The 24,680-nt window shown below is 62.6% G+C and carries 23 protein-coding genes and 1 pseudogene; 14 read left to right on the plus strand and 10 right to left on the minus strand.

Annotation, left to right across the window (positions count from 1 at the left end; genetic code table 11):
• Positions 1-367 precede the first annotated feature (367 nt).
• Together ACI48D_RS12945 and ACI48D_RS12950 are read right to left on the minus strand one after the other, a co-directional pair.
• Positions 368-1,120 (minus strand): DUF4145 domain-containing protein, encoded by a 753-nt coding sequence (locus tag ACI48D_RS12945; RefSeq protein WP_435571626.1) that lies wholly within the window; start codon positions 1,118-1,120, stop codon positions 368-370.
• Between the two features lie 322 nt (positions 1,121-1,442).
• A complete protein-coding gene (locus ACI48D_RS12950) occupies positions 1,443-2,282 on the minus strand; it encodes a hypothetical protein (RefSeq protein ID WP_435571627.1) in 840 nt (279 codons plus the stop codon).
• A gap of 164 nt (positions 2,283-2,446) precedes the next feature.
• On the opposite strand from ACI48D_RS12950, the gene ACI48D_RS12955 reads away from it, so the two are divergent.
• The 6 genes and pseudogenes from ACI48D_RS12955 to ACI48D_RS12980 all read left to right on the plus strand — a co-directional run bounded on the left by ACI48D_RS12955 (position 2,447) and on the right by ACI48D_RS12980 (position 8,350).
• The gene (locus tag ACI48D_RS12955) at positions 2,447-3,046 is read left to right on the plus strand and encodes a recombinase family protein (protein ID WP_435571628.1); all 600 of its coding nucleotides are present in this window, start codon (positions 2,447-2,449) and stop codon (positions 3,044-3,046) included.
• Between the two features lie 338 nt (positions 3,047-3,384).
• Positions 3,385-4,014 carry a hypothetical protein gene (locus tag ACI48D_RS12960; protein ID WP_435571629.1) on the plus strand — a complete coding sequence of 210 codons (630 nt, stop codon included), beginning with the start codon at positions 3,385-3,387 and terminating at the stop codon, positions 4,012-4,014.
• 113 nt (positions 4,015-4,127) lie between these two features.
• Positions 4,128-4,784: a hypothetical protein gene (locus ACI48D_RS12965; protein WP_435571630.1), complete on the plus strand. Its 657-nt coding sequence runs from the start codon at positions 4,128-4,130 to the stop codon at positions 4,782-4,784.
• A gap of 205 nt (positions 4,785-4,989) precedes the next feature.
• Positions 4,990-5,259, plus strand: a pseudogene (locus tag ACI48D_RS12970) (cyclic pyranopterin monophosphate synthase MoaC); the annotation flags it as partial.
• 146 nt (positions 5,260-5,405) lie between these two features.
• Positions 5,406-7,520 (plus strand): prolyl oligopeptidase family serine peptidase, encoded by a 2,115-nt coding sequence (locus tag ACI48D_RS12975; RefSeq protein ID WP_435571631.1) that lies wholly within the window; start codon positions 5,406-5,408, stop codon positions 7,518-7,520.
• Positions 7,521-7,696: 176 nt separating this feature from the next.
• Positions 7,697-8,350 (plus strand): flagellar brake protein, encoded by a 654-nt coding sequence (locus ACI48D_RS12980; RefSeq protein WP_435571632.1) that lies wholly within the window; start codon positions 7,697-7,699, stop codon positions 8,348-8,350.
• Between the two features lie 2 nt (positions 8,351-8,352).
• On the opposite strand, the gene ACI48D_RS12985 is transcribed toward ACI48D_RS12980, so the two are convergent.
• The 7 genes from ACI48D_RS12985 to recA all read right to left on the minus strand — a co-directional run bounded on the left by ACI48D_RS12985 (position 8,353) and on the right by recA (position 15,120).
• Complete coding sequence (locus tag ACI48D_RS12985; protein WP_435571633.1) at positions 8,353-9,816, minus strand: O-antigen ligase family protein; 1,464 nt, start codon at positions 9,814-9,816, stop codon at positions 8,353-8,355.
• A 75-nt stretch (positions 9,817-9,891) separates the two neighbouring features.
• Complete coding sequence (locus ACI48D_RS12990) at positions 9,892-10,359, minus strand: pilin (RefSeq protein ID WP_435571634.1); 468 nt, start codon at positions 10,357-10,359, stop codon at positions 9,892-9,894.
• 298 nt (positions 10,360-10,657) lie between these two features.
• Entirely contained in the window at positions 10,658-11,539 is an 882-nt protein-coding gene (gene sucD, locus ACI48D_RS12995) for a succinate--CoA ligase subunit alpha (RefSeq protein ID WP_056447154.1), read from the minus strand.
• Between the two features lie 17 nt (positions 11,540-11,556).
• Positions 11,557-12,726 (minus strand): ADP-forming succinate--CoA ligase subunit beta, encoded by a 1,170-nt coding sequence (gene sucC / locus ACI48D_RS13000; protein ID WP_435571635.1) that lies wholly within the window; start codon positions 12,724-12,726, stop codon positions 11,557-11,559.
• A 71-nt stretch (positions 12,727-12,797) separates the two neighbouring features.
• On the minus strand, positions 12,798-13,355 hold the full coding sequence (locus ACI48D_RS13005) for a DUF2889 domain-containing protein (protein WP_435571636.1): 558 nt from the start codon (positions 13,353-13,355) through the stop codon (positions 12,798-12,800).
• 208 nt (positions 13,356-13,563) lie between these two features.
• The gene (gene recX / locus ACI48D_RS13010) at positions 13,564-14,019 is read right to left on the minus strand and encodes a recombination regulator RecX (protein ID WP_435571637.1); all 456 of its coding nucleotides are present in this window, start codon (positions 14,017-14,019) and stop codon (positions 13,564-13,566) included.
• A gap of 18 nt (positions 14,020-14,037) precedes the next feature.
• A complete protein-coding gene (gene recA, locus ACI48D_RS13015) occupies positions 14,038-15,120 on the minus strand; it encodes a recombinase RecA (RefSeq protein ID WP_435571638.1) in 1,083 nt (360 codons plus the stop codon).
• 212 nt (positions 15,121-15,332) lie between these two features.
• Between recA and ACI48D_RS13020 the strand changes: the two genes are divergently transcribed.
• From ACI48D_RS13020 to ACI48D_RS13035, 4 genes are read left to right on the plus strand one after another with little or no spacing between them, the layout of a single operon-like run.
• On the plus strand, positions 15,333-16,037 hold the full coding sequence (locus ACI48D_RS13020; RefSeq protein WP_435571639.1) for a response regulator: 705 nt from the start codon (positions 15,333-15,335) through the stop codon (positions 16,035-16,037).
• A gap of 18 nt (positions 16,038-16,055) precedes the next feature.
• A complete protein-coding gene (locus ACI48D_RS13025; protein WP_435571640.1) occupies positions 16,056-17,633 on the plus strand; it encodes a sensor histidine kinase in 1,578 nt (525 codons plus the stop codon).
• The gene (locus ACI48D_RS13030; RefSeq protein WP_435571641.1) at positions 17,623-17,955 is read left to right on the plus strand and encodes a DUF4212 domain-containing protein; all 333 of its coding nucleotides are present in this window, start codon (positions 17,623-17,625) and stop codon (positions 17,953-17,955) included. The genes ACI48D_RS13025 and ACI48D_RS13030 overlap by 11 nt, the downstream gene beginning before the upstream one ends.
• Positions 17,952-20,048, plus strand: coding sequence for a sodium:solute symporter family protein (locus ACI48D_RS13035; RefSeq protein WP_435571642.1), 2,097 nt, complete (start codon positions 17,952-17,954; stop codon positions 20,046-20,048). The genes ACI48D_RS13030 and ACI48D_RS13035 overlap by 4 nt, the downstream gene beginning before the upstream one ends.
• A 79-nt stretch (positions 20,049-20,127) precedes the next feature.
• Here ACI48D_RS13035 and purM read toward each other — a convergent pair whose 3' ends face one another.
• Entirely contained in the window at positions 20,128-21,171 is a 1,044-nt protein-coding gene (purM, locus tag ACI48D_RS13040; protein ID WP_435571643.1) for a phosphoribosylformylglycinamidine cyclo-ligase, read from the minus strand.
• 174 nt (positions 21,172-21,345) lie between these two features.
• Between purM and hda the strand changes: the two genes are divergently transcribed.
• Genes hda through folK form a run of 4 tightly spaced genes read left to right on the plus strand, consistent with a single transcriptional unit; the run spans position 21,346 to position 24,560 of the window.
• The gene (gene hda, locus ACI48D_RS13045) at positions 21,346-22,032 is read left to right on the plus strand and encodes a DnaA regulatory inactivator Hda (RefSeq protein ID WP_435571821.1); all 687 of its coding nucleotides are present in this window, start codon (positions 21,346-21,348) and stop codon (positions 22,030-22,032) included.
• Positions 22,029-22,703, plus strand: coding sequence for an HAD family hydrolase (locus ACI48D_RS13050; RefSeq protein WP_435571644.1), 675 nt, complete (start codon positions 22,029-22,031; stop codon positions 22,701-22,703). The genes hda and ACI48D_RS13050 overlap by 4 nt, the downstream gene beginning before the upstream one ends.
• Positions 22,696-24,087, plus strand: a complete 1,392-nt coding sequence (gene pcnB / locus ACI48D_RS13055) for a polynucleotide adenylyltransferase PcnB (RefSeq protein ID WP_435571645.1) — start codon at positions 22,696-22,698, stop codon at positions 24,085-24,087. Before ACI48D_RS13050 ends, pcnB begins: the two co-directional genes overlap by 8 nt.
• Complete coding sequence (gene folK / locus ACI48D_RS13060) at positions 24,084-24,560, plus strand: 2-amino-4-hydroxy-6-hydroxymethyldihydropteridine diphosphokinase (protein WP_435571646.1); 477 nt, start codon at positions 24,084-24,086, stop codon at positions 24,558-24,560. The genes pcnB and folK overlap by 4 nt, the downstream gene beginning before the upstream one ends.
• Positions 24,561-24,680: the final 120 nt, after the last annotated feature.

Raw genomic sequence — 24,680 nt, forward strand, 5'->3', positions numbered from 1 at the left:
GCAGGCATGAACTGCCAAGGGATTTAACGCCACCTATAAAGGCCGTGCGAAGCGAGGCCAGCGTATAGCCAAGCAATCCTGTAAGGATGAGCCGTTAGGCCTTGATTGTACAGAGGAGTTGTACAGGTAGAGCGTGCGGTAGCGAGGCGGTAGTTGATTGGGAAAGTATTGGAAGCACGTATCAGTAACCCGGTAACTGCTGCATTCTGTACACTACCTCCTCTGCCGCATTCCATGCGAAATACACCTATACACGACTACTTCCCCCTCTACACCCTACGGGTGCCCCTTCCAGTACCGGGTATGGCGTAGCCATGTAGTACAGAATCTGCGCCCCCTCCTATACCGATGATTGCTGTATAGATAACTACCTAGCTGGGCCACGGTTGGCTATAACCGCATTCACCAATCGTCTGATCTTGGCTGTATGTGTGGAGTACACTTTGTCAAGCACGGTCTCAAAGATATCCAGTGCGTCGAATACGTCATCACGAGTTAGCGCACTGGAATGGCTTGCAGCATTTCCGAGCCATTTTATTGCCATGAGGTAGTCGTGTACCTCTGGATGGGTCTTCTCCAGTTTCTGAATCCGATTGTGCAGTAGGATCGGTACACGTTTTCTTTTCACGTTAAGGATTTGCTTAGGAACCTTCAGGGAGTCCAGCACTCGTTCCGTAGCAGATCGAATGTGGTTACCTGCCGCCGCGAAGTCATGCCATGATGCTACGAACGCATGATCCAGCTCTGTAATTACTTCGCGGGGACATTTCGTAGGAATGGAAATCATGCGTGGCGAAGGGAGAATGTAGTAGGGCAAGAAAATGCTGGTGTAATGACGTTCGTACTCATCGTGCCACTCCTCTACCCACCCCTTGCCCGCTACCACGGCTGCTTCTTTACATCTCGCGTTGTCGCATTCCAGTATTGCAACAAAACGGGTCTCATCGTGCTCTGCATCAAACCATTCTTCGTCCTCTACTGCTCTTACATCCGCTGTACGTTGTGCTTTCAGCGAATCTTTAACAAGCCGGTAGTGCCCACCACCGCAACGCGGACAAGGGTAGTGAGGTGAAGCATCGTACGTGATGTGTGATGTATAGAGTTTTCTGTTAACCGGCATCTTTGGCCTGCAAAGTAACAACGTCAGATGTAAATGTATGCAACTTTTATAATGGTTACATTATTCAGCGCAGCGTTATGTTGACGACGAAGTGACGTTAGCCGACTACGTAGTAGGCCGATCTTGCCGCTCACGGCCTCCATTACCCGTTCACGCTCCGAGCAGCGGCTACAGTATCACGGTCAACCCGCCCCCGAACCCGGAGTGTGAAGGCTTTACCTCCGAGCAGATCGCCAACGCGAACCGTGCTAAGTATGAAGCTGGGATTACCGCTGCCAAGGGCGAGGAAGCGGACGCGCAGAATCGTGACTACTTCTGAGAACTAGCGATTGTTAGCGGCAAGCGCTTGGATCGACTTTGTGGCCGCTTCCAGTTTCTTCCGACGGGCAGCTTCCTCGATTTGCGCATCAAGAATGATTTCGATCCCTACCTTCACGGCCGGGAACGCTTTAAGGCATTCGTCTTCGGAAAGTTCGTGTACACCCTTACTGAGAATGCCGTAGATCGCTCGATTTTCAACAAGGAACTCAGGCAGATGTCCGCGCAGCAGGAGGATCTTCTCACCCATTCTTCCTTTTTGATACTCGCCCTCGTCCCAGCCCGCATCATTCGTGGCCGCTTGATGCGCTTCCTCCACCAAGCTCTCGAAGATACGCCGTAGATATACAAACGATCCAACGCCGACGCCGTGGGCAGCAAGACCGATTGCCTTGGTCAGCTCCTTAAAAACTGCCTTTTCAAGCACTTCCGAATACTTCCTAACGTCATACATATTCAGGGCGGCAAGCGATGGATACTGTCCGATCTTCTGGATGGTACGTTTTTCCTTGTCGACCTTTAATAGAAATGAAAGTTGATGTGAAGCATTTCGGGAGCAGTGCAACACCACATCTGGGCGTCTGTCGTTCATCCATGCAGTAATGAGATTGGGCACGTTCTGAAGCCACCGATGGAAAATACTATGCGTTCCGCATTCTGGACAGAAGGTGTCTAACGGGCCTTGATAATAGATGAGGGCATGGGCCGCTACGCTATCGTCTTCTGCGACCGTTACCACTTCGTACAATGGGGCATTGATGTAGAACTCAGCAGGGTCGAGACTTGCTTTGGGAGCAGCTGACATAGTGAAGAAATAGCAGGTTAGCAAAATCTTATTGTACACGGTCCCGCAAATTCATTTTTAGCCGAGCAAATGACTGGCTCGAATCTTGTACCTTCTGACCCACCATTAAAACAGCCGAGCTGCTTAGCTCAAAAGATACTATTCACGACTTATGAACTAGGTCATAATTGCGCAACTAACTTCTGACCCGCAAAGACACTAACATGACCCAGATCGCTTACTACCGTGTCAGCAGCAACAGCCAGTCGATTGACGCGCAGCGCGCTGCACTGTCGAACGGTCGCCAGTTCGACCGCGAGTTCTCGGATGAAGGTGTATCGGGCGCTGTCCCTGCTGCCAACCGTCCGGGCTTCGCTGCCATGCTGGACTACGTGCGGGAAGGTGACACTATCCATGTGTACGCTGTAGACCGTCTGGGCCGCGATGCCATCGACGTACAGACCACCATCCGCGCCCTGCTGGCTAAGAAGGTGACTGTAGAGGTTCGCGGGCTGGGCCAGATTGCACCCGGCGTAGGAGAATTGATCGTTGCCGTGCTGGCTCAGGTCGCAGACATGGAGCGCCAGCGTATCAACGAGCGTACGGCATCGGGCCGCGAACTGGCAAAGGCAACGCTGGCCGCTACCGGAAAGACGCACAAGGGTAAGGAATCGCTGGGCCGTCCTGCGAAAGGAGATGCAGCAGCCGTGAAGGAATGGAAAGAAAAGAACAAGGCGTCGATCAGCGCCACCGCTAAGCACTTCGAGTTGTCAGAATCGACCATCAAGCGCTATTGCACCGATAAGGCCGCTCAAGCCGCCTGAGAAGCCTATAAGCCACGATCCCGCCCCGGTCGTGGCTCACCCCTCGCTAGCGCCGCGAAGCGCGCCGAACGATATTTTTCCCAGCGCCAGCGCGAATATAACCACGCCCCGACCGCGTTAAGCCACACTTCCGACCTCAGATACTTTTCCGAGCTGCCCGACTCCTGCCGCTACAGGCACATCCCCGGAAATTTTTTTTATTTTTTGTCTTGTCGTCTGAAACGACAGGCCACCTCATGTCGTCTGTTGTATTGCTTATTGGACACTTACTGTGTCAACCGCTACACTGACTGATTCCTGCTTTCGCCACTTCGACCCTACTGCCCCAGAAGGAAGCCATGAGTTTACAAGCGTCTGTAATCCAGCCTCAGCAACGCACTTCGCCAATTGCTTTGAAGGTCGCCGTGGCCGCTCTTACCGTCACGTCCGTGGCGCTGGGCGCGCTCTACTACCAAGCTACCCGCGACATCGAAACCCAGAAGGCAACCGTCGCCGGCTTGCAGTTGGAGCTTGCCAAGGAAGTAGCGCGCGCTGCCGAACTCAAGTCAGACCTGAACGCCGCACGTTCCGACGCCCAGACTCAAGCAACGAAGTCAGCCCAGCTTTCATCCGAAGTGGAAAGCAAAGAGCAGGCGCTAGCAGCGGAGAAATCGAGGGCAGAGTCCGTACAGGCGGCGCTCGATCAGGAAAAGGCCCGTCTGCCCCCTGTACCAGTCCGAATCGAGATGCGCCGTTCTGCCGTTGGTCGCGGCCTCGTCGCGATGTTCACGAACACATCGGCCATGCAACTGTCCGTCTTGATGGCAACCCGTAACCCGACAACCGAAGCTGTAAAGGAAAAATCATTTCAAGTTGCACCCGGTAAGAAGGTTGAGATCGGCTATCTCGAAGGCGTCCAGTTCGCATCTGGCGATCAGGTCCGCTTACGTAGTGCCGGGTTTGAAGAGTTGCACTATACAGTCCAGTAAACACACTGCGCCACAGCCTCAGAAAGCCGATTAAGAACCGCTTACATAAAAACCTTGAGGTTGCTCCGGACGCACAGTGTTAATATTTCGCAATCCATTCTGGGGAGCGCAAGATGACTATCGGCATCGCTATAGCTACATCAGACACTATATTACTTGTTGCTGATGGGAGAACGACGTGCGCTGGAAAAGTGGAATCGGAAACAACGGAGAAGATTACTGTTATACGCGACGATCTTGCCGTTATCAGTTTTGGCGCTGTAATTGGTTCTAGTCTCGCGTTGCAGTGGGTACAGCAGGGGGGAGCGCCAGTTGTTGGCGATGAGATGGCCACGCGTGTTCATGGTTGTGTATTCGCTGCCGGCAGCTCTGTTCTTCAGCAAGTGATACCTGATCCAGTAACGCCACTTAAGCTCCGTGTCGGTTTGATTGCTGGAGGCATCGACACTAACGGAGCATATTTGACTGGCGCAGTGTTCAGTTCAGAAACGAGGGAAACAAGTTCATCAACCTCTCGATGTGTCGACACTACGCTGATACGGTTTTTCCTTGGCGGCGAAGAAGCTGGCGCTTCTACTTACTTTGATGAGCTTGTTAGGCATACATTCGCGTCTGGCGTTAGTGATCACCGGACTATTATTCCGACCCTACTTCAAGTTGCAGCCCAGACAGTCAGATTCGCTGGGCAAACCGACCCGACTATCGGGGGCAGAATTGCATTTACTCTGCTGAGGCAAGGGCACCTGCCGCAGAGTGGATTCCTGCCTTAACGCCCATCTTACAGCAGCCGAGGTATCGCGGCGACGTGCGTGGATCACAGCAGCCTTAGCGCTGTGCCGGTCGCAATAGTACTTAATTCTATGCGAACTTGATAACGGCTATTTGAAGCCTTACACTGGGCGGAGACAGGGCAATAATCCTGTCCCATTTTTGTCCCACTCGTGGGACGAGAACGAAGATTTCTTAGCTTAGTGTCTGCCGCTCTGTCACCCGCTGGCGCTGACGCGGGTGGCGGTCGATTTCGAGATCGATGCAGCTAATAATAGTGTGCACTGCCGGGCGCAGGTCGAAACTGTCGGCAAGACCGGGGTCGAGATGGAGGCGCTGACGGCGGTGCAGGTGGGGCTGCTGACCATTTACGATATGTGCAAGGCGGCCGACCGGGGCATGGTCATGACCAATGTGCGGGTGCTGGAGAAGCACGGCGGGAAGTCGGGGGACTGGACCGCGGAAATCGATCAGTAATCGATCCGGGTCCAGGAGGCGGCTGCGTGGTCAACCTGGTTCAGCCCACGCAGAGGATTCTGTGTGAGAACAACTTATCCCTTTATCCTTTCCACATGTTAAATTGCTTCCTTTCACTGAAGCACGAGGACAGGATGAAAGTACGCATGCTAACGCTGGCAGCCACCGTTGCCGCGACCCTTGCCACGACCGCCGTCACCATGGCGTCGACGGCAACAGCAGCCACCGCCACCGCAAGCACCGGACGCGGTTTCACGGTCGAGGACCTGGTGTCGATGGAGCGCATCGGCTCGCCCGTGGTGTCGCCCGACGGTACCCGCGTCGTCTACACGGTGCGCAGCACCGACATGGCGAAGAACAAGGGCCATACCGATCTGTATATGGTCGACCTGCGCGCCGCCACCCCGGCGCCGCGGCGCCTGACCTCGGACGCCGCCAGCAGCACCGATCCGGAATGGTCGGCCGCCGGCGATGCGGTCTACTTCCTGTCCGCCCGCTCGGGCTCGTCGCAGGTCTGGCGCGTGCCGGCCGATGGCGGCGCTCAGTTGCCCGAACCCGTCCGTGTGACCGACATGCCGATCGACGTCGATGCCTACCGCGTCTCGCCCACTGGCGACCGTATCGCGCTCAGCATGTCGGTGTTCCGCGACTGCCCGGACCTCGCCTGCACCAAGGCCAGGGCCGACGCCAAGGAGAAGGACAAGGCCACCGGCCAGGTCTACGACCGCCTGTTCGTGCGCCACTGGGATACCTGGGCCGATGGCCGCAACGCCGTGCTCTATTCCGCACCGCTCGACGCCAATGGCCGCGTGAGCGGCGCGCCCGTCAGCCTGTCCGGCTCGCTGGACGGCGACGTGCCGTCGAAACCCTTCGGCGACCGCGAGGAATTCCACTTCAGCCCGGACGGCAAGACCGTCGTGTTCTCGGTACGCATCGCCGGCAAGACCGAAGCCTGGTCGACCAACTTCGACCTGTACGCGGTCCCGGCCGCCGGGATGCCGGACCGCGGCAGCCAGCCGCGCAACCTGACCGCGGACAATAAAGCCTGGGACGCCAAGGGCGTGTTCTCGCCGGACGGCCGCCTTCTCGCCTATCTGTCGATGACGCGTCCCGGCTTCGAAGCCGACCGCTACCACATCGTGCTGCTCGACCTGGCCAGCGGCAAGAAGCGCAACATTGCCGAGAGCTGGGACCGCTCGCCGGGCAGCATCCAGTGGACCCGCGACGGCAAGGCGCTGATTGCCGATGCCGAAGACATCGGGCAGCACCGCCTGTTCTCGATCGACGTGGCCGGTGGCAAGGTCACGCCGCTGACCGACAAGGGCTCGATCGGCGGCTTCGACGTGCGCGGCGACACCGTCGCCTTCACCCAGACCAGCCTGGCGTCCGGCGCGCAGCTGTACGCGATGAAACTTGGTACCGGCAATCCGGTCAGGCTGACCGACGTGAACACCGAGCGCCTGGGCGACGTGCGCTGGGGCGAGTACGAGCAATTCTCGTTCAAGGGCGCGAACGGCGACACCGTGTACGGCCATGTGATGAAACCGTGGAACTACGAGCCGGGCAAGAAATACCCGATCGCCTTCCTGGTGCACGGCGGCCCGCAGGGCAGCTTTGGCAACGGCTGGAGCTACCGCTGGAATCCGCAGGTGTATGCCGGCGCCGGCTACGCCACCGTGTTCATCGACTTCCACGGATCCACCGGCTACGGCCAGAAGTTCACTGATGCCATCAGCGGCGACTGGGGCGGCAAGCCGCTCGAGGACCTCAAGAAGGGACTGGCGGCGGCCGTGGCGAAATATGCGTGGCTGGACCGCTCGAAGGCCTGCGCCCTCGGCGCATCCTATGGTGGCTACATGATGAACTGGATCGAGGGTAACTGGCCGGACGGTTTCAAGTGCATCGTCAACCACGACGGCGTATTCGACACCCGCGGCATGGCCTATTCGACCGAGGAACAGTGGTTTACCGACTGGGAAAACGGCGGTCCCTATTTCTCGGTGCCGGAAAAGCACGAGCGCTTCAACCCGGTCCTGCACGTCAACAAGTGGAAAACGCCGATGTTGGTTGTTCAAGGCGACAAGGACTTCCGCATCCCGACCGCCCAGGGCCTGTCGACCTTCACCGCCCTGCAGCGCCGCGGCATCGAAAGCAAGCTGCTGGTGTTCCCGGACGAGAATCACTGGGTGCTGAAGCCGGCCAATTCGCTGCTGTGGCACCACACCGTCATCGACTGGCTCGACCAGCACGTCAAGCCTTAATCGCATTTTCGCCACAGATGCCCGCTTCGTGCGGGCATTTTTTCGTCTAGACAATGTCACGAAGTTATGCAGATGCTATGATGCGCGCCGGATGTGCAAGCGGGACAGGTAAGATGATAGTAAGCAACATGCAGACGGAGCGGGAACTCGCGTCAAAGGAATTCGGATTCGAGTCGATGAACCTGCAAGTCGGTGTCCGGCTCCAGTTCATCACCTACCGGCGCATCAAGCCGGTGCAGTATTTTTCGACCCTCATCGGCTACGTCAAGGATGAGTACCTGATCGTCAAGGTGCCGCTGGAAAACGGTACCCCGGCCAGCCTAGTGGAAGGCGAACGGATCACGATCCGCGTGTTCTCGGGCGTGAACGTGTGCTCCTTCGCCTGCACGGTCGAGCGCGTGTTCGACCGTCCCCTGCTCTACGTCCACCTCTCCTTCCCCGACTCGATCCAGGGAACCAGCCTGCGCGCGGCGATGCGGGTCAAGGTCGACATTCCGGCCCGGATCCTGCCGGCGCAGGGCGGCGCCGCGGTCGGCTGTACGCTCACCAACGTCAGCGTCAACGGCGCGCGCATCGAGTCGCCGAGCAGCCTGCCCGAGGGCGGCGAGATCATGGTGGAGTTCGGCCTGCCGTCACCGCTGGGCGACCGCGATGTGCAGGTGAGGACGCGGGCCGCGGTACGCAACGTGAACGCGCTGCGCCGCGAGTCGGATGGGGCGGAATTCTTCGCTTATGGCGTACAGTTCCTGGAGCTCGACCCAGTGCACTACACCATGCTGCAGAACCTGACGTATGAGGTGCTGCTGGCGGACCGGCAGAATATCGTCTAGATCTAGAAATAACCCGCTTCCCACATGCGGGGCCAGTTCACCTTGTCGTTGATGGCCTGCTCGGCGGGCGTGAGCGGCTCGCCCCGCGCATGCTGCATGAAGCTGGGGGCCACCGACCACACCAGCCCGCACAGCGCGGCCGCGGCCAGCACGCCGGTTATGGGACGGGTCCACCGGGACGGCGCCGTCTCGGCGGCTGCGCCGAGCGAACGTACCCAGCCGGCGGCACAGCCGATGACCAGTGCGATGGCCAGTTGGCTCTGCGGCATGACCAGCACGCCTGAAAACAGGCCGTCGACAAAAATGGCTGCGCACGTCGTCAGCAAGGCGACCAGGATCCGCTGGTTGCGCAAGTCGTCGTCGGCGATGCGTTGACCGCTGCGCACCAGTGCGCGTGCCCCGAGTGCAAGCGCGCCCAGCAGGCACAGCAGCGCTGGAATTCCCCATTCGACGCCGATCTGGAGCAGCCAGTCGTGCGGATGGGCGCCGATGTACAGCTTGTGGCCTACGTGCGCGAAATGATGGGGACCGATGCCCAGCCAGGGATGGGCAGCGATCCACTGCAGCGCCAGCGTCCACAAGAGCGTGCGGCCGGAGGATGGGTCGGAAGCCGTGCGCGCCACCACGTTCGACGGCATGCCGACCGGATGCAGACCCACCAGCGTCGGCAGCAGGATGAATCCCAACACGTAAAGGATGGCGCCGGCAAGCGCGGCCAAGGCCATCGTCCGGAGAAAACCGCGTGCGTGTGAGCCGCGCAGCGCCAGCGCCAGGACGCCGCCGGCGCCCAGCGCGAGAATGGTCGCGCGCGCTTCGCTGACGAACAACAGGGACCACCAGAACGCAGCCAGTACGAACCACGTGCGGCGTGCAGCCGAGGCGGCCGGCGCCTGGAGGCTCAGCAGGACTATCAGAGGCAATAGCGCCGTCTGTGTGTGGTTGAGGAAGCGGGCATTGCTGAAGCCGACCGCCAGAGCGTGCATGTCGGGCTGGTAACCGCTGGCGAGGGAGGCTGCGTACATGATCAACACGCGCAGCGAATGCAGCGCGCAGGCGATCCCGGCGAGTTGCAGAATGCCGGACAGGCCGGTGGTGCCGCTCTTCGCCAGTTCGGTGGCGATGGCGCCAGCGAGCAAGGCCAGCAGGACGAAACTGGACCATTCGTAGATGGCGTGGCGCAGCGACAAGGCGGACGCGGTCGAAAGCAGGCCGAGGATAAAGAACGCCAGCAGAGGCCGGTGGGCGGAAAGCCGGATGGAAACAGCCCCGCCCATGACGACGCACCCCAGGATCGTCAGGGCGCCGGCGCACAACAGCACGATCTCGATGCAGCGCTGCTCGTCGTGGCGGTACGCCCACACGAAGTTCAGGCAAAGCACGCCGAGCACGGCCAAAGTGATGAAGGGGGCCGCCGGGAGAACCAGGCTGACGGGCTTTCGAACTGCTGCGGTATCGTACCAGGGCATCGGCTACTCGCTGGGGCAAATGGACCGAGAATAAAAAAGCCGCCCGAAGGCGGCTTTGCATGCTACTGCCGGGGATTACGAACCGGCGGCAACCGAGTTCTTCTCGAAGGCTGCCTTCACGGCGGCGTTCGTGCTGTTGGAAACGATTGCCCAGGTCACGGCGCTGGTGCCGAGGTACGGGGTGAAGATCACGGTAGTGCCCGACGTGTTCTTACCAATGTCTGCCAGCGTCATGGTGACGACGCCGGCGCCGGTGACGGTCATGCCGGTGACTTCCTTGGTCGGGGTGAAAGCGGCAAACAGGCTGGCATTGTCGGTGGTATTGCAATTGGTGGCAGCACCGGCTTCCTGTGCGCACATGGCGACAGCAGTCTTGTACGGGTCAGCAGCAGACAGGGCATTCGCAGCCTTGGCCTTGGCGGTGTAGTCGCTGTAAGCCGGGATAGCGACTGCTGCCAGGATACCGATGATCGCGACGACGATCATCAGTTCGATCAGGGTGAAACCGGCCTGGGCCTTCTTGATCATTTTCGGTGCTTTCATGGTATTTCTCCAGTTTGGTACAACGTTGAATGGGGTACTGCTTGTCCGGTACTGCTTGCTTCTGCCCTCTACTATATGCAAAGCCTGTGCCAGGTCATTTCCATACGGAATCGTTTGCATGAAGACATCGAAATGCCGTATCCGTACCAATTTTTGTCAGCATTATCCTTATCGCATGACAATTTTCGTCACCAGGCCTGTCAAAAATTGTCCAGCTGACAGAAATTGTCGCCGCACCCGCAAAAAAACGGGGAGCCGAAGCTCCCCATCCTTTGTTACTGCTTGCTGAACCGGTGGATTACAGCATGGCCTTCAGCAGGCGCGCCATTTCCGACGGGTTCTTGGTGACGGTGATGCCGCAGGCTTCCATGATTTCCAGCTTGGCTTGCGCGGTGTCGGCGCCGCCCGAGATCAGCGCGCCGGCGTGGCCCATGCGCTTGCCCGGAGGCGCGGTGACGCCAGCGATGAAGCCGACGACCGGCTTCTTCATGTTGTCCTTGATCCAGTAAGCAGCGTTCGCCTCGTCCGGGCCGCCGATCTCGCCGATCATGATGACCGCATCGGTATCCGGATCGTCGTTGAACATCTTCATGATGTCGATGTGCTTCAGACCGTTGATCGGGTCGCCGCCGATGCCGACTGCCGACGACTGACCCAGGCCCAGCGCGGTCAGCTGGCCGACTGCTTCATAGGTCAGGGTGCCCGAACGCGAGACGACGCCGATGCGGCCCTTCTTGTGGATGTGACCCGGCATGATGCCGATCTTGATCTCGTCCGGGGTGATCAGGCCCGGGCAGTTCGGGCCCAGCAGCAGGGTCTTCGAACCGGCCTTGGCCATGCGGTCCTTGACTTCCATCATGTCACGGACCGGGATGCCTTCGGTGATGCAGATTGCCAGGTCCAGCTCGGCTTCGACGGCTTCCCAGATCGCGGCGGCGGCGCCTGCCGGCGGCACGTAGATCACGGAAACGTTGGCGCCGGTGTTCTGCTTGGCTTCCTTGACGCTGGCGAAGATCGGGATACCCTCGAAGTCTTCACCGGCTTTCTTCGGGTTCACGCCGGCCACGAAGGCTTCACGGCCGTTCGCGTAGTCGCGGCACATGCGGGTGTGGAACTGGCCGGTCTTGCCGGTGATACCTTGGGTGATGACTTTGGTGTCTTTGTTAATCAGAATCGACATGTTATTTCCTTTGCGAATTAGGCTTGGCCAGCAGCGGCGGCAACGACCTGCTTCGCTGCGTCTTCCATGGTGTCGGCCGAGATGATCGGCAGGCCGGAGTCGGCCAGCATCTTCTTGCCCAGGTCTTCGTTGGTGCCCTTCATGCGGACGACCAGCGGCACTTGCAGCGACACGGCCTTCGATGCGGTAATCACGCCTTCGGCGATCACGTCGCAGCGCATGATGCCGCCGAAGATGTTGACCAGGATGGCTTTCAGGCCCGGGTTCTTCAGCATGATCTTGAATGCTTCGGTGACTTTCTCAGCCGTCGCACCGCCGCCCACGTCCAGGAAGTTGGCCGGCTCGCCGCCGAACAGCTTGATGGTGTCCATGGTGGCCATGGCCAGGCCGGCACCGTTCACCAGGCAGCCGATGTTGCCGTCCAGCGAGATGTAAGCCAGGTCGAATTTCGATGCTTCGACTTCGGCCGGATCTTCTTCGTCCAGGTCGCGGTAGGCGACGATTTCCGGGTGACGGAACAGAGCGTTCGAGTCGAAGTTGAACTTGGCGTCCAGGGCGATGACCTTGCCCGAGCCCGTCAGGATTAGTGGGTTGATTTCGGCCAGCGAGGCGTCGGTTTCCCAGTAGGCTTTGTACAGGCCCTGCAGGTTGGCGCGGGCGTCGGCGATCGACGCTTCCGGCACGCCGATCTTGCGGGCGACGTCGTCAGCCTGCGCATCGGTCAGGCCGACCGACGGCTCGATCACGACGTTGTGAATCTTTTCCGGGTTGCTGTGCGCGACTTCTTCGATGTCCATGCCGCCTTCCGACGAGGCCATCAGCACGACTTTCTGGGTGACACGGTCGGTGACCAGCGACACGTACAGTTCTTTCTTGATGTCGGCGCCTTCTTCGATCAGCAGGCGACGGACTTTCTGGCCTTCCGGGCTGGTCTGGTGGGTCACCAGCTGCATGCCCATGATCTGGTTCGAATATTCGCGAACCTGGTCGATCGACTTGGCGACCTTGACGCCGCCGCCCTTGCCGCGGCCGCCAGCATGGATCTGCGCCTTGACTACCCAGACCGGGCCGCCCAGCTCTTCAGCTGCCTTGACGGCTTCGTCCACCGACATGCACGGAATGCCGCGCGGAACGGTCACTCCGAACTTTCGGAGGATCTCTTTGCCTTGATACTCATGGATTTTCATGCTGGCTTCCCTTCTTCTGTTACTGATTTAGAAATACGGTTGAATAAATATAGAGCTACAAGAGTCGAATACTACCCCGACACCACCTTCAAGGCCCAGCGCGGGTAGTACTTTGCGACGGCGGGACCGTCGATGCGCAGCGCATGGCAGCGGTCGAGTTCGTAAGGACGCTCGGCCGATTGCGCGGCCTCGCGTTTTTCCATGGCGTCGTCGGCAAAGGCCTGGATTGCCGCAGTGGGCAGGACCTGTGCCAGCTCGGTCAAATGGGTGCATCCGAGGACGCCGGACAGGCGGTCTTTCAGGTGCAGCCGGAAATGTTTCAGCAGCGACAAGCCAATCAATTTCTTGTAGGCGGGAGCGATGGTGTCGCAATAACCGGGATAGGGTACGGCATCCGAAGCGGCTTCGGCGTCCGTGATGACCATGTCGCGGTCGATGGTCACGCGCAGCTTGAGGTCATGCACAGGCAGGCCGCCCGGACGACGGCCGGAAGGCAGGTCGAGATCGTGGGTCTTGATGTCGCGGATGCAAGCGTCGAGGTCCCACAGCCCATCGTCGCGCGCGTACGCTTCGACGGTAATGGCGCGCGTGTGCCTTAGCTTACGCGGAGTGGGGGAAGACAGGGGCATAAACACCAATGCCGGAATGCGGCGAAAAAAGTATGCAGCCGTTGTGCCTGATGCACGTTGCCGCAGCTTCTACGGCAACAACCGCTCTTGCGGCGCTGCTTAAACCACGAAAGTTTAGCACAGCAAGCAGGCGGATGCACCCGGTCGCCAATTCGGCAGGCAGTTTAGGAGGGAAAGCTCTAAGGGCTTTGTTAGACGCGCTTCAACGTCAGGACTCGTCGTCCTCGTCGCGTCCCTGCAGTGCGCTGCGGATCGCGCCCTGCGAAAAACCACGCGCCATGAGAAAGCGCATCTGCTTGCTGCGTTCCTCGGCGTCCTGCGGAACCCGGCCGAACTTGCGGCGCCAGACTTCCCTGGCGCGTGTGGTTTCGGTTTCCTTCAGGCCGGACTTGAGCTCGTCGAGCTCTTCGCCCTTCAGGCCGTGCTGCTGGAGTTCGGCCAGCACGCGGCTGTTGCCGTAGCGGCCGGCACGGCGGTGCACCAGCGATTCGGCGAAGCGTTCCTGCGACAGCCAGTTGTTCTTTTCAAGGAAATCGAGGAGGGCTTCGACGTCGTCGCCCTCCTCGGCATGGCGAGCCAGCTTGCGCCCCAGCTCGATCCGGCTGTGCTCGCGCATCGACAAATACTTGAGTGCGCGAGCCTTTAAGCTCAGAACCTGTCTCACCGGGGCGCGGGCCGACGATTACTCGTCGCCGCCGACTGCGGCAGCTGCCGCGGCCGGAGCCTCACCGGCAGCAACCGGGCCCAGTTCGCGCACGCCCAGGGCGGCACGGACCTTGTTTTCGATCTCGCGGGCCAGGGCCGGACGGTCTTTCAGGTACTGGCGTGCATTGTCCTTACCTTGACCGATGCGCTCGCCACCATAGCTGTACCACGAACCCGACTTCTCGACGATCTTGTTGTCCACGCCCAGGTCGATGATCTCGCCTTCGCGGGAAGTGCCTTCGCCATACAGGATGTCGAAGTGGGCTTCCTTGAACGGAGGAGCGATCTTGTTCTTGACGACCTTGACCTTGGTTTCGTTACCGATCACCTCGTCGCCGGACTTGATCGAACCGGTACGGCGGATGTCCAGGCGCACGGAGGCGTAGAACTTCAGCGCGTTACCGCCGGTCGTGGTTTCCGGGCTGCCGAACATGACACCGATCTTCATACGGATCTGGTTAATGAAGATCACCAGGGTGTTCGTACGGTTGATCGAGCCGGTCAGCTTGCGCAGCGCCTGCGACATCAGACGGGCTTGCAGGCCCGGCAGGGAGTCGCCCATGTCGCCTTCGATTTCGGCGCGCGGGGTCAATGCCGCCACCGAGTCGATGACCACCAGGTCGACGCTGCCCGAGCGCACCAGCGCGTCGGTGATTTCGAGCGCCTGCTCGCCGGTGTCCGGCTGCGAGATCAGCAGCTCGTCCAGCTTGATGCCCAGCTTCTGCGCATAGCCGACGTCCAGCGCGTGCTCGGCGTCGATGAAGGCGCAAGTACCGCCCAGTTTCTGCATCTGGGCAATGGTTTGCAGGGTCAGCGTGGTTTTACCCGACGACTCCGGACCGTAGATCTCGACGATACGACCGCGCGGCAGGCCGCCGACGCCCAGCGCGATGTCTAGGCCCAGCGAGCCGGTGGACACGGTTTGCACTTCCTCGACCGGCGCATTGATATCCATGCGCATGACCGAGCCTTTGCCGAACTGCTTTTCGATCTGCGCGAGGGCTGCTGCCAGCGCCTTGCCCTTCTCTGCTGCGTTTACTGCGGATTTTTTGTCGTCCATAATTTTCTTTCAGTCCTAGAGTGAACCAAGATAGGGACCGCTCGCGCGATTTCAATAGGTAGTACTGTATAAAATCCCAGTAGTTTTGGCAAGCGATATTTACCGTCGCCTGATCGATTCGACATGTTGCGAAACATCACACACAATATGCGGGTAAGCTAGCTCCAACGAATAAAAAAGTAAGCGAACAGGGCCACCAAAAGGGAGATGCGATGCGTATTTTACTAGCCGAGGATGATAGCGTACTCGCCGATGGCCTGACGCGCTCCTTGCGCCAGTCCGGCTATGCGATCGACTGCGTGAAGAACGGCCAGGATGCCGATACGGCGCTGTCGACCCAGGAGTTCGACCTGCTGATCCTCGACCTCGGCCTGCCGAAACTGTCCGGGCTCGACGTGCTGCGCCGCCTGCGCGCGCGCGGCTCGCTGCTCCCGGTGCTGATCCTCACCGCCGCCGACTCGATCGAGCAGCGCGTTGGCGGCCTCGACGCCGGCGCCGACGACTACATGGCCAAGCCCTTCGCCCTGTCCGAACTGGAGGCGCGGGTGCGTGCCCTGACCCGCCGCGGCCAGGGCGGCGGCTCGACCGTGATCCGCCACGGTCCGCTGGCCTACGACCAGGTCGGGCGCAGCGCCTACATCGACGACCAGATGCTCGACCTGTCGGCGCGCGAACTGGGCCTGCTCGAGATCCTGCTGGCGCGCACCGGGCGCCTGGTCTCCAAGGAACAGCTGGTCGACCACCTGTGCGAGTGGGGCGAGGAAGTGTCGAACAACGCCATCGAGGTCTACGTGCACCGCCTGCGCAAGAAGATCGAGACCGGCGGCATCCGCATCGCCACCGTGCGCGGCCTGGGCTACTGCCTGGAGCGGTATGCCGACAGCACGCGCAAGGCCTCCACCGCCGGCGGCAAGTAAGACCGAAGGCAAGCCGGCATGAAGTCCCTGCAGCGGCGCAGCGCCGGCGCCATCGAGGCGGAATCACTCTACGAGCCTGAGCCCGATGCGGCGCTGGAACCGCTGTATGTGCCGCCCCGGCCCGAGCCCGAAGAGAGCATCCAGCATTCGCTGTTCGGCGAGATCCTCGACTGGATGCTGGCCCCGCTGCTGCTGCTGTGGCCGATGAGCATCGCGATCACCTACCTGGTGGCGAAGTCGATCGCCAACCAGCCCTTCGACCATGCGTTGGAAGACAACGTCACGGTGCTGGCCCAGCAGGTCAAGGAAGTCGACGGCAAGGTGGTGGCGCGCCTGCCCGCCAGCGCGCGCGACATCCTGCGCGCCGACGACGTCGACAGCGTGTACTTCCAGATCACCGGGCCGCGCGCCGAGGTCGTGGAAGGCGACCGCGACCTGCCGCTGCCGCCGCAGGACGACGCCGAGCGCAGCGGCCGGGTGCACTTCCGCACCGAGAGCCTGCACGGCGCCCCGGTGCGGATCGCCTATGCCTGGGTCAACCTGCAGCCGCTGGCATCGGACACCGGCGCCGGTGCGGGCCAGGGCGCGGAGCCGCACCTGGCCCTGGTGCAGGTGGCGGAAACGCTGGAAAAGCGCGCCCAGCTCGCCAACGAGATCATCAAGGGCGTGATCCTGCCCCAGTTCATCATCCTGCCGGTGATCCTGGCCCTGGTCTGGTTTGCCCTGTCGCGCGGGCTGTCGCCGCTGGCCCAGCTGCAGGAGCGGATCCGCGCGCGTCCGCCGGACGACCTGTCGCCGATCGATTCGCGCCAGGTGCCGGAAGAGATCTCGCCGCTGGTGGGCTCGCTGAACGACATGCTGGCGCGCCTGGCGCACACGATCGACGCCCAGAAGCGTTTCATCGCCGACGCCGCGCACCAGATGAAGACCCCGCTGGCCGGCATGCGCATGCAGTCCGAACTGGCGCTGCGCCAGCTCGACCCCGGCGAGATCCACCGCTCGCTGGAGCAGCTGGCGAAGAGCTCGGAATCGGCGACGCGCCTGGTCAACCAGCTGCTGGCGCTGGCGCGCGCCGAAAACCAGCCGCACGCCGGCCTGGCGCTCGATCCGCTCGACCTGTCGCTGCTGGCGCGCGCCGTGGTGCAGGACTGGGTGCCGGCCTCGTTCACCCACGAGATCGACCTCGGCTACGAAGACCCTCACGGCGCGCTGGAGATTCTAGGGGACGGCATGATGCTGCGCGAGCTGCTGTCGAACCTGATCGACAACGCGCTGCGCTACACCCCGCCGGGCGGCAGCGTCACCGTGCGCGTGCGCGGCGACGCCGGCCTGGCCCTGCTGGAGGTCGAGGACACCGGCCCCGGCATCGCGCCGGGCGAGCGTCCGCGCGTGTTCGAGCGCTTCTACCGCATCCTCGGCTCGAGCGCCTCCGGTTCCGGCCTCGGGCTGGCGATCGTGCGCGAGATCGCGCGCCAGCACGGCGCCGAGATCGAGATCTTCAACAACCCGCGCAGCACCAGCAAGAAATACCCGGGCAGCCTGTTCCGGCTGACCTTCCCGCCACCATCCGCCCCGCCCGTCCCCGATGCCGACTGACCGCGCCGCCGCTTCTCCCCCGCCCCCTTCCGGCCATGCCGCCGCGCCGCGCCGCGAGCGGATCGTCGCCGCGCGCGTCCTGCACTGGCGCCGCGCGCGGCGCCTCATCCTGGCCCTGCTGGGGCTGTGGCTGGCGACCGGTTTCGGCACCGTGTTCTTCGCGCGCGACCTGGCCCACATGTCGGTGTTCGGCTGGCCGCTGTCGTTCTATTTGGCGGCCCAGGGCGCGTCGCTGATTTTCCTGGCCATCATCGGCGCCTACGCCTGGCGCATGCGGGTGCTGGACCGCGACTTCCGCAAGATGCTGAAGGAGAGCACGTGACCGGCGCAAGCAATGCCGCGCCGGGCAAGGCGAAAACGCGCAGCTACTTCCGGCGCCTGTCGCGCTACTACCTGTGGTTCACGGCCTGCCTCGGCATGTTCCTGGTGGCGCTGGGGATCCTGGAAAACGAGGGCATGCCGCGCCAGTGGATCGGCCACCTGTACATGTTCGCCACCATCTCGCTGTACGCCACCATCGGCGTGGTGGCGCGCACCTCCAACGTGTCCGAGTACTACGTGGCCGGACGGCGCGTGCCGGCCCTGTTCAACGGCATGGCGACGGCCGCCGACTGGATCTCGGCGGCCAGCTTCATCAGCCTGGCCGGCACGCTCTACCTGCACGGCTTCGACGCCCTCGCCTACGTGATGGGCTGGACCGGCGGCTTCTGCCTGGTGGCGCTGCTGATCGCGCCCTACCTGCGCAAGTTTGCCCAGTACACGGTGCCCGACTTCCTGGACGCGCGCTACGGCGGCACCGGCGACGGCAGAAGCGCCAGGCACGGCAACGTGGTGCGCGCGCTCGCGGTAAGCGCCACCATCGTGGTCTCCTTCACCTACGTGGTGGCGCAGATCTACGCGGTCGGCCTGATCGCCTCGCGCTTCACCGGGGTCGACTTCTCGGTCGGGATCTTCCTCGGCCTGGCGTCGATCCTGGTCTGCTCGTTCCTGGGCGGGATGCGCGCCATCACCTGGACCCAGGTGGCGCAGTACATCATCATCCTGGTGGCCTTCCTGATCCCGACCATGTGGCTGTCCGTGAAGTTCGCCGGCAACCCGGTGCCGCAGGTCGCCTACGGCTCGGTGCTGCCCAAGCTGGCCAAGCGCGAAGCCCAGCTCGCGCTCGACCCGCGCGAACAGGAGGTGCGGGCGCGTTTCAAGGCCAAGGCCGACGAATATTCCGCCCGCCTGGCCGGCCTGCCGCGGTCCTGGGAGGCCGGCCGGGTCGAGGCCCAGCGCCGGCTCGACGCCGCGCGCGGCCGCAATGCCTCGCTCGGCGAGATCCGCAACGCCGAGCGCGAACTGATCGCCTATCCGCGCACCGCCGACGAAGCCGCGCATGTGTGGATCGAGCAGCGCGCCGCCAACCTCGAGCGCGCCCAGCCGCCCGAGCCGCATGCCGAGCCTTTCCCCGGCAAGACCCGCGAGGAATCGAACCAGCGCCGCAACAACTTCCTGGCGCTGGTGTTCTGCCTGATGTTCGGCACCGCCGCCCTGCCCCACGTCCTGATGCGCGCCTACACCACGCCCTCGGTGGACGAGACCCGGGTGTCGGTGTTCTGGGCCCTGTTCTTCATCCTGCTGATCTACCTGACCATGCCGGCGCTGGCGGTGCTGGCCAAGTACGACATCTACACTTCCCTGGTCGGCACCGACTACGCCTCGCTGCCGACCTGGGTGTCGTACTGGGCCAACGTCGACAAGGCCAATCCGCTCATCAGCATCGCCGACATCAACGGCGACGGCATCGTGCAGCTGGCCGAGATCGCGATCGACGGCGACGTGCTGACCCTGGCCACACCGGAGATCGGCGGCCTGCCCTACGTGATCTCGGGGCTGGTTGCGGCCGGCGGCCTGGCGGCCGCGCTGTCGACCGCCGACGGCCTGCTGCTGGCGATCTCGAACGCGCTGTCGCACGACATCTACTTCAAGATAGTCGATCCGGGCGCCTCGACCCAGAAGCGGGTCACGATCTCCAAGCTGCTGCTGCTGGGAGTCGCCTTCATCGCCGCCTACGTCGCCTCGCAGAAGCCGGCCGACATCCTGTCGCTGGTCGGCGCCGCGTTCTCGCTGGCCGGCTCGACCATGTTCCCGGCGCTGGTGGCGGGCGTGTTCTGGAAGCGCGCCAACCACCAGGGCGCGATCGCCGGCATGCTGGCCGGCTTCCTGGTCTGCCTCTATTACATGCTGCACACGAATCCGATCCTGGGCGGGAACGCCGACAGCGCCTGGTTCCACATCGCGCCGATCTCGGCCGGCGTATTCGGGGTGCCGGCCGGCCTGGCGGTGCTGGTCGCGGTCAGCCTGCTGACGCCGGCGCCTCCGCGCGAAAGCGCCGGGCTGGTCGATCACATCCGGGCGCCGGAAGAGGTGTGAACATCTAGCGCATCCGCCAAAGACAATGGGCGCCGGGGTGATCCACCCGGGCGCCCATTCTTCATTGGCGGTTCCTACCTTAGACGACGATGGTCTGCGCCTCGCCCTCGTTGCGGGCGCGGATTTCGCCGATGCGGTAGACGGTCTCGCCGGCCTCCGCTAGCCGTGCCATGGCGGCGTCGGCGTTTTCCTTCGACACGATCACCGTCATGCCGATGCCGCAGTTGAACACGCGGTGCATCTCGGCGTCGGCCACGCCGCCATGCTGCTGCAGCCACTGGAACAGCGGCGGCATCGTCCAGGACTTCGCGTCCAGCACGGCAGTCAGATTATCCTGCAGCACGCGCGGGATGTTCTCGACCAGGCCGCCGCCGGTGATGTGCACCAGGCCCTTCACTTCCATCGATTGCATCAGGGCCAGCAGCGGCTTGACGTAAAGGCGGGTCGGCGCCATCAGGACGTCCGCCAGCTTGCGGCCGTGGAAGTCGGCTTCCAGGTCGGGCTTGGCAACCTCGATGATCTTGCGCACCAGCGAGTAGCCGTTCGAGTGGATGCCCGACGACGCCAGGCCCAGCACCACGTCGCCGGCGGCGATCTTGCTGCCGTCGATGATCTGCGATTTTTCCACAGCGCCGACGGCGAAGCCGGCCAGGTCGTATTCGCCGTCCGGGTACATGCCCGGCATCTCGGCGGTTTCGCCGCCCAGCAGGGCGCAGCCGGACTGCTCGCAGCCCAGGGCGATGCCCTTGACGACCGCGGTGGCGGTGGCCACGTCCAGCTTGCCGCAGGCAAAGTAGTCGAGGAAGAACAGCGGCTCGGCGCCCTGCACCAGGATGTCGTTCACGCTCATGGCGACCAGGTCGATGCCGACCGTGTCGTGGCGGTTCAGCTCGAAAGCGAGCCTGAGCTTGGTACCGACGCCATCGGTGCCGGACACCAGCACCGGCTCCTTGTACTTCTTGCTGATCTCGAACAGCCCGCCGAAACCACCGATTCCGCCCAGCACGCCTTCACGCATGGTGCGCTTGGCAAAGGGCTTGATCGCTTCGACCAGGGCGTCGCCGGCATCGATATCGACACCCGCATCGCGGTAGGAGAGAGAAACATTAGACGGTTGGCTCATGATATTTGGCAGCAGAGGCGGTAAAATAGATAGCGGCAGATCAACTGAGCGCACCCGCGTCACTGCCGGGAACGGCCAACTGGTCAATCCGCTATTCTAGCAAAACGGCCCCGCCACAACGCGAAAACAAGAACAACATGCCTATTTTCCCTCTGCCCGGATGAGATGCAAGCCATGAAACAGCTGGTGCTCGATTTAGGCGCGGCCGACCCGGCACAGAGCCTCGACACCTTCCAGATAGGAGCGAATGCCGAAATGGCGCACTTGATGCACCAGTTCGCGCAACGCGCCTCGCGCGAGCATTTCTGCTACCTCTGGGCCGAAACCGGCGCCGGCAAGACCCACATCCTGCATGGCCTGGCCGCCACCCCGGGTTCGCGCTATATCGCGTTCGATGCCTCCACGGAACAATTCACTTACGCGCCCGACGTCAGCCTCTACCTGGTGGACGACATCGACCGCCTGTCGCCGCAGCAGCAGATCGACGCCTTCGCCCTGTTCAACCAGGTGCGCGAACACGGCGCCTACATGGTCTGCACGGGCCCGGTCCCGCCGGCCGTGCTGCCGGTGCGCGAGGACCTGCGTACCCGCATGGGATGGGGCCTGGTGTACCAGATCCACGGCCTGTCGGACGACGAGAAGATCGCCGCCCTCACCCAGGCCGCCGAGGCGCGCGGTTTGACGCTGTCGGCCAGCGTGTTACCCTACTTGCTGTCCCATTTCAAGCGCGACATGCGCTCCCTGTCGACCATGCTGGATGCACTCGACCAATACTCGCTCGAGACCCAGCGTCCGGTCACGCTGCCGCTGCTGCGTGACTTGCTGCTTCAGGGAAACCCGCACACCGATTTAAAAGAATGAGCAACCTTGCGCTGTTTGACCTCGACCATACCCTGCTTCCCATCGATTCCGACTTCGAATGGGGCCAGTTCCTGGTGCGCCACCGGGTGGTCGACTGCGACGCCTACCAGCGCCGCAACGAAGAATTCTTCGCCCAGTACCAGGCCGGCACCCTCGACCCGGTTGAATACCTGGAGTTCGCGCTCGGCACCCTGGCCGGCTTCGACCCCGCGCACCTGAAGGACCTGCACGCGCAGTACATGCGCGAAGTGATCGAGCCGGCGATCCGCCCGCGCGCGGTGGAACTGCTGCGGCGCCACCGCGACGCCGGCGACCTGGTCGCCATCATCACCGCCACCAACGGCTGGCTGACGGCGCCGATCGCGCGCGCGCTGAACGTGGAACACCTGATCGCGGCACGCCCGGAACTCGACGAACGCGGCCACCCGACCGGCAAACTGCTCGGCACCCCTACCCAGGGCCACGGCAAGGTCACCCACATGCATGCCTGGCTCGAAGGACTGGGCAAGCCCTTCGGCGCTTTCGAGCGCAGCTATTTCTACAGCGACTCGCACAACGATATCCCGCTGCTGTCCGTCGTCTCGCACCCGGTGGCGACCAACCCGAGCGACCGTCTGGCCGAACACGCAAGCACCCTTGGCTGGCCTTTACTCCATCTGTTCAATGATTAAAAAATTCATCCGTAAAATCCTTGGCGTGAAAGACCAGCGCGACCCCACCCAGCCCGTGATCCTCGGCCCGGAGGTGCACGGCATCGACCCCAGGCTCGTCTCATCCAACGCGGTGCGCGTTACCCAGACCCTGCAGGAAGCCGGCTTCAAGGCCTTTGTCGTCGGCGGCGCCGTGCGCGACCTGCTGCTGGGCGTGAAGCCGAAGGACTTCGACATCGCCACCGATGCCACCCCGGAGGAAGTCAAGAAGCTGTTCCGGCGCGCCTTCATCATCGGCCGCCGCTTCCAGATCGTGCACGTGATGTTCGGCCAGGAGCTGCTGGAGGTGACCACCTTCCGCGGCAACGCCGCCGTCAACGCGCCGAAGGACGAGCATGGCCGGGTCCTGCGCGACAATGACTTCGGCCCGCAGCACGAGGATGCCGAGCGGCGCGACTTCACCATCAACGCCATGTACTACGACCCGGCCACCCAGTCGGTGCTCGACTACCACGGCGGCATCCAGGACATCCGCGACAAGGTCCTGCGCATCATCGGCCAGCCGGAAGCGCGCTACCGCGAAGACCCGGTGCGCATGCTGCGCGTGGTGCGCTTCGCGGCCAAGCTGCAGTTCACGATCGAGCCGGCCACCCGCGCGCCGATCCCGGTGATGGCACCCCTGATCAACAACGTGCCGGCCGCGCGCGTGTTCGACGAGATGCTCAAGCTGCTGCAGTCCGGCCACTCGCTGGCTTGCCTGAAGGAGCTGCGCGCCTCCGGCCTGCACCATGGCCTGCTGCCGCTGCTGGACGTGGTGCTGGAACAGCCGATCGGCATGAAGTTCGTGACCCTGGCGCTGGAATCGACCGACGCCCGCGTCAGGGCCGGCAAGGGCGTCTCGGCCGGCTTCCTGTTCGCCTCCCTGCTGTGGCACCAGGTGCTGGAAAAGTGGAACGCCTACCGCGCCGCCGGCGAAGCGCCGATCCCGGCCCTGCACCTGGCCGCCGACGACGTGCTCGACAACCAGACCGACAGCCTGGCCCTGCAGCGCCGCATCGCCACCGACATGCGCGACATCTGGGCGATGCAGCCGCGCTTCGAACGCCGCACCGGCAAGTCGCCCTATAAACTGCTGGAGCACCCGCGCTTCCGTGCCGGCTTCGACTTCCTGCTGCTGCGCTGCGAATCCGGCGAGCTCGATGCGGAACTGGGCAACTGGTGGGCCACCTTCTACGGCGCCGACGTCAACGAGCGCGAGCGCCTGATCAGCTCCGCGCGCGAACCGCAGGGCGCCGCCGCCCAGAAGAAGCGCCCGCGCCGCCGCGGTCCGCGCAAGACCGAAGGGGAAAGCGCGTTCCCGCTCGATTCCGGCGCGCCGCAGTCCGCGGCCCCCGACAGCGAATGAGCGCCTGGGTCGGCATCGGCGCCAACCTGGGCGACGCCCAGACGAACGTGCTCGATGCACTGGAGCGCCTGGCATGGGTGCCGGGCGTGCGCCTGCTGCGCGCCTCCTCGCTGTACCGCACTGCGCCCATCGATTCCTGCGGCGACGATTACATCAACGCCGTGGCCGAAGTCGATACCTCGCTGAGCGCCCGTGCACTGCTGGCCGCACTGCACGATATCGAGCAGGCCCACGGCCGCGAGCGCCCCTACCGCAACGCCCCGCGCACCCTCGACCTCGACCTGCTGCTGTACGGCGATGAGCTCATCGACGAGGCCCCTACCCTGGTGGTCCCGCACCCGCGCATGCACGAGCGCGCCTTCGTGCTGGCGCCGCTGGCCGAACTCGCGCCGGGGCTCCACATTCCCGGCCGCGGACGCGCGGCGGACCTGCTGCCCGGCGTCGCGGACCAAGGCATCGAAAAACTGAAATGACGATCCTGCAGCAGGCGATCACCTAGCCGGTGTGCCTGGTCGGGGCACCCCCGGCAGGAATCCTGTGTTGGCATTACACTACGCCGTCGGTGCATGTTCCCGGCGGCTTTTTTACGATTT

Origin of the sequence: Massilia sp. LXY-6, assembly GCF_051233485.1 — a bacterium.
Taxonomy (GTDB): domain Bacteria; phylum Pseudomonadota; class Gammaproteobacteria; order Burkholderiales; family Burkholderiaceae_D; genus Telluria.

What these genes read in the sequence shown, in the direction of transcription:
- ACI48D_RS12945 (WP_435571626.1), bottom strand. Translation starts at nt 1,120, where the DNA reads ATGCCGGTTAACAGAAAACTCTATACATCACACATCACGTACGATGCT.
- ACI48D_RS12955 (WP_435571628.1), top strand. Translation starts at nt 2,447, where the DNA reads ATGACCCAGATCGCTTACTACCGTGTCAGCAGCAACAGCCAGTCGATT.
- ACI48D_RS12960 (WP_435571629.1), top strand. Translation starts at nt 3,385, where the DNA reads ATGAGTTTACAAGCGTCTGTAATCCAGCCTCAGCAACGCACTTCGCCA.
- ACI48D_RS12965 (WP_435571630.1), top strand. Translation starts at nt 4,128, where the DNA reads ATGACTATCGGCATCGCTATAGCTACATCAGACACTATATTACTTGTT.
- ACI48D_RS12975 (WP_435571631.1), top strand. Translation starts at nt 5,406, where the DNA reads ATGCTAACGCTGGCAGCCACCGTTGCCGCGACCCTTGCCACGACCGCC.
- ACI48D_RS12980 (WP_435571632.1), top strand. Translation starts at nt 7,697, where the DNA reads ATGAACCTGCAAGTCGGTGTCCGGCTCCAGTTCATCACCTACCGGCGC.
- ACI48D_RS12985 (WP_435571633.1), bottom strand. Translation starts at nt 9,816, where the DNA reads ATGCCCTGGTACGATACCGCAGCAGTTCGAAAGCCCGTCAGCCTGGTT.
- ACI48D_RS12990 (WP_435571634.1), bottom strand. Translation starts at nt 10,359, where the DNA reads ATGAAAGCACCGAAAATGATCAAGAAGGCCCAGGCCGGTTTCACCCTG.
- sucD (WP_056447154.1), bottom strand. Translation starts at nt 11,539, where the DNA reads ATGTCGATTCTGATTAACAAAGACACCAAAGTCATCACCCAAGGTATC.
- sucC (WP_435571635.1), bottom strand. Translation starts at nt 12,726, where the DNA reads ATGAAAATCCATGAGTATCAAGGCAAAGAGATCCTCCGAAAGTTCGGA.
- ACI48D_RS13005 (WP_435571636.1), bottom strand. Translation starts at nt 13,355, where the DNA reads ATGCCCCTGTCTTCCCCCACTCCGCGTAAGCTAAGGCACACGCGCGCC.
- recA (WP_435571638.1), bottom strand. Translation starts at nt 15,120, where the DNA reads ATGGACGACAAAAAATCCGCAGTAAACGCAGCAGAGAAGGGCAAGGCG.
- ACI48D_RS13020 (WP_435571639.1), top strand. Translation starts at nt 15,333, where the DNA reads ATGCGTATTTTACTAGCCGAGGATGATAGCGTACTCGCCGATGGCCTG.
- ACI48D_RS13025 (WP_435571640.1), top strand. Translation starts at nt 16,056, where the DNA reads ATGAAGTCCCTGCAGCGGCGCAGCGCCGGCGCCATCGAGGCGGAATCA.
- ACI48D_RS13030 (WP_435571641.1), top strand. Translation starts at nt 17,623, where the DNA reads ATGCCGACTGACCGCGCCGCCGCTTCTCCCCCGCCCCCTTCCGGCCAT.
- purM (WP_435571643.1), bottom strand. Translation starts at nt 21,171, where the DNA reads ATGAGCCAACCGTCTAATGTTTCTCTCTCCTACCGCGATGCGGGTGTC.
- hda (WP_435571821.1), top strand. Translation starts at nt 21,346, where the DNA reads ATGAAACAGCTGGTGCTCGATTTAGGCGCGGCCGACCCGGCACAGAGC.
- ACI48D_RS13050 (WP_435571644.1), top strand. Translation starts at nt 22,029, where the DNA reads ATGAGCAACCTTGCGCTGTTTGACCTCGACCATACCCTGCTTCCCATC.
- pcnB (WP_435571645.1), top strand. Translation starts at nt 22,696, where the DNA reads ATGATTAAAAAATTCATCCGTAAAATCCTTGGCGTGAAAGACCAGCGC.
- folK (WP_435571646.1), top strand. Translation starts at nt 24,084, where the DNA reads ATGAGCGCCTGGGTCGGCATCGGCGCCAACCTGGGCGACGCCCAGACG.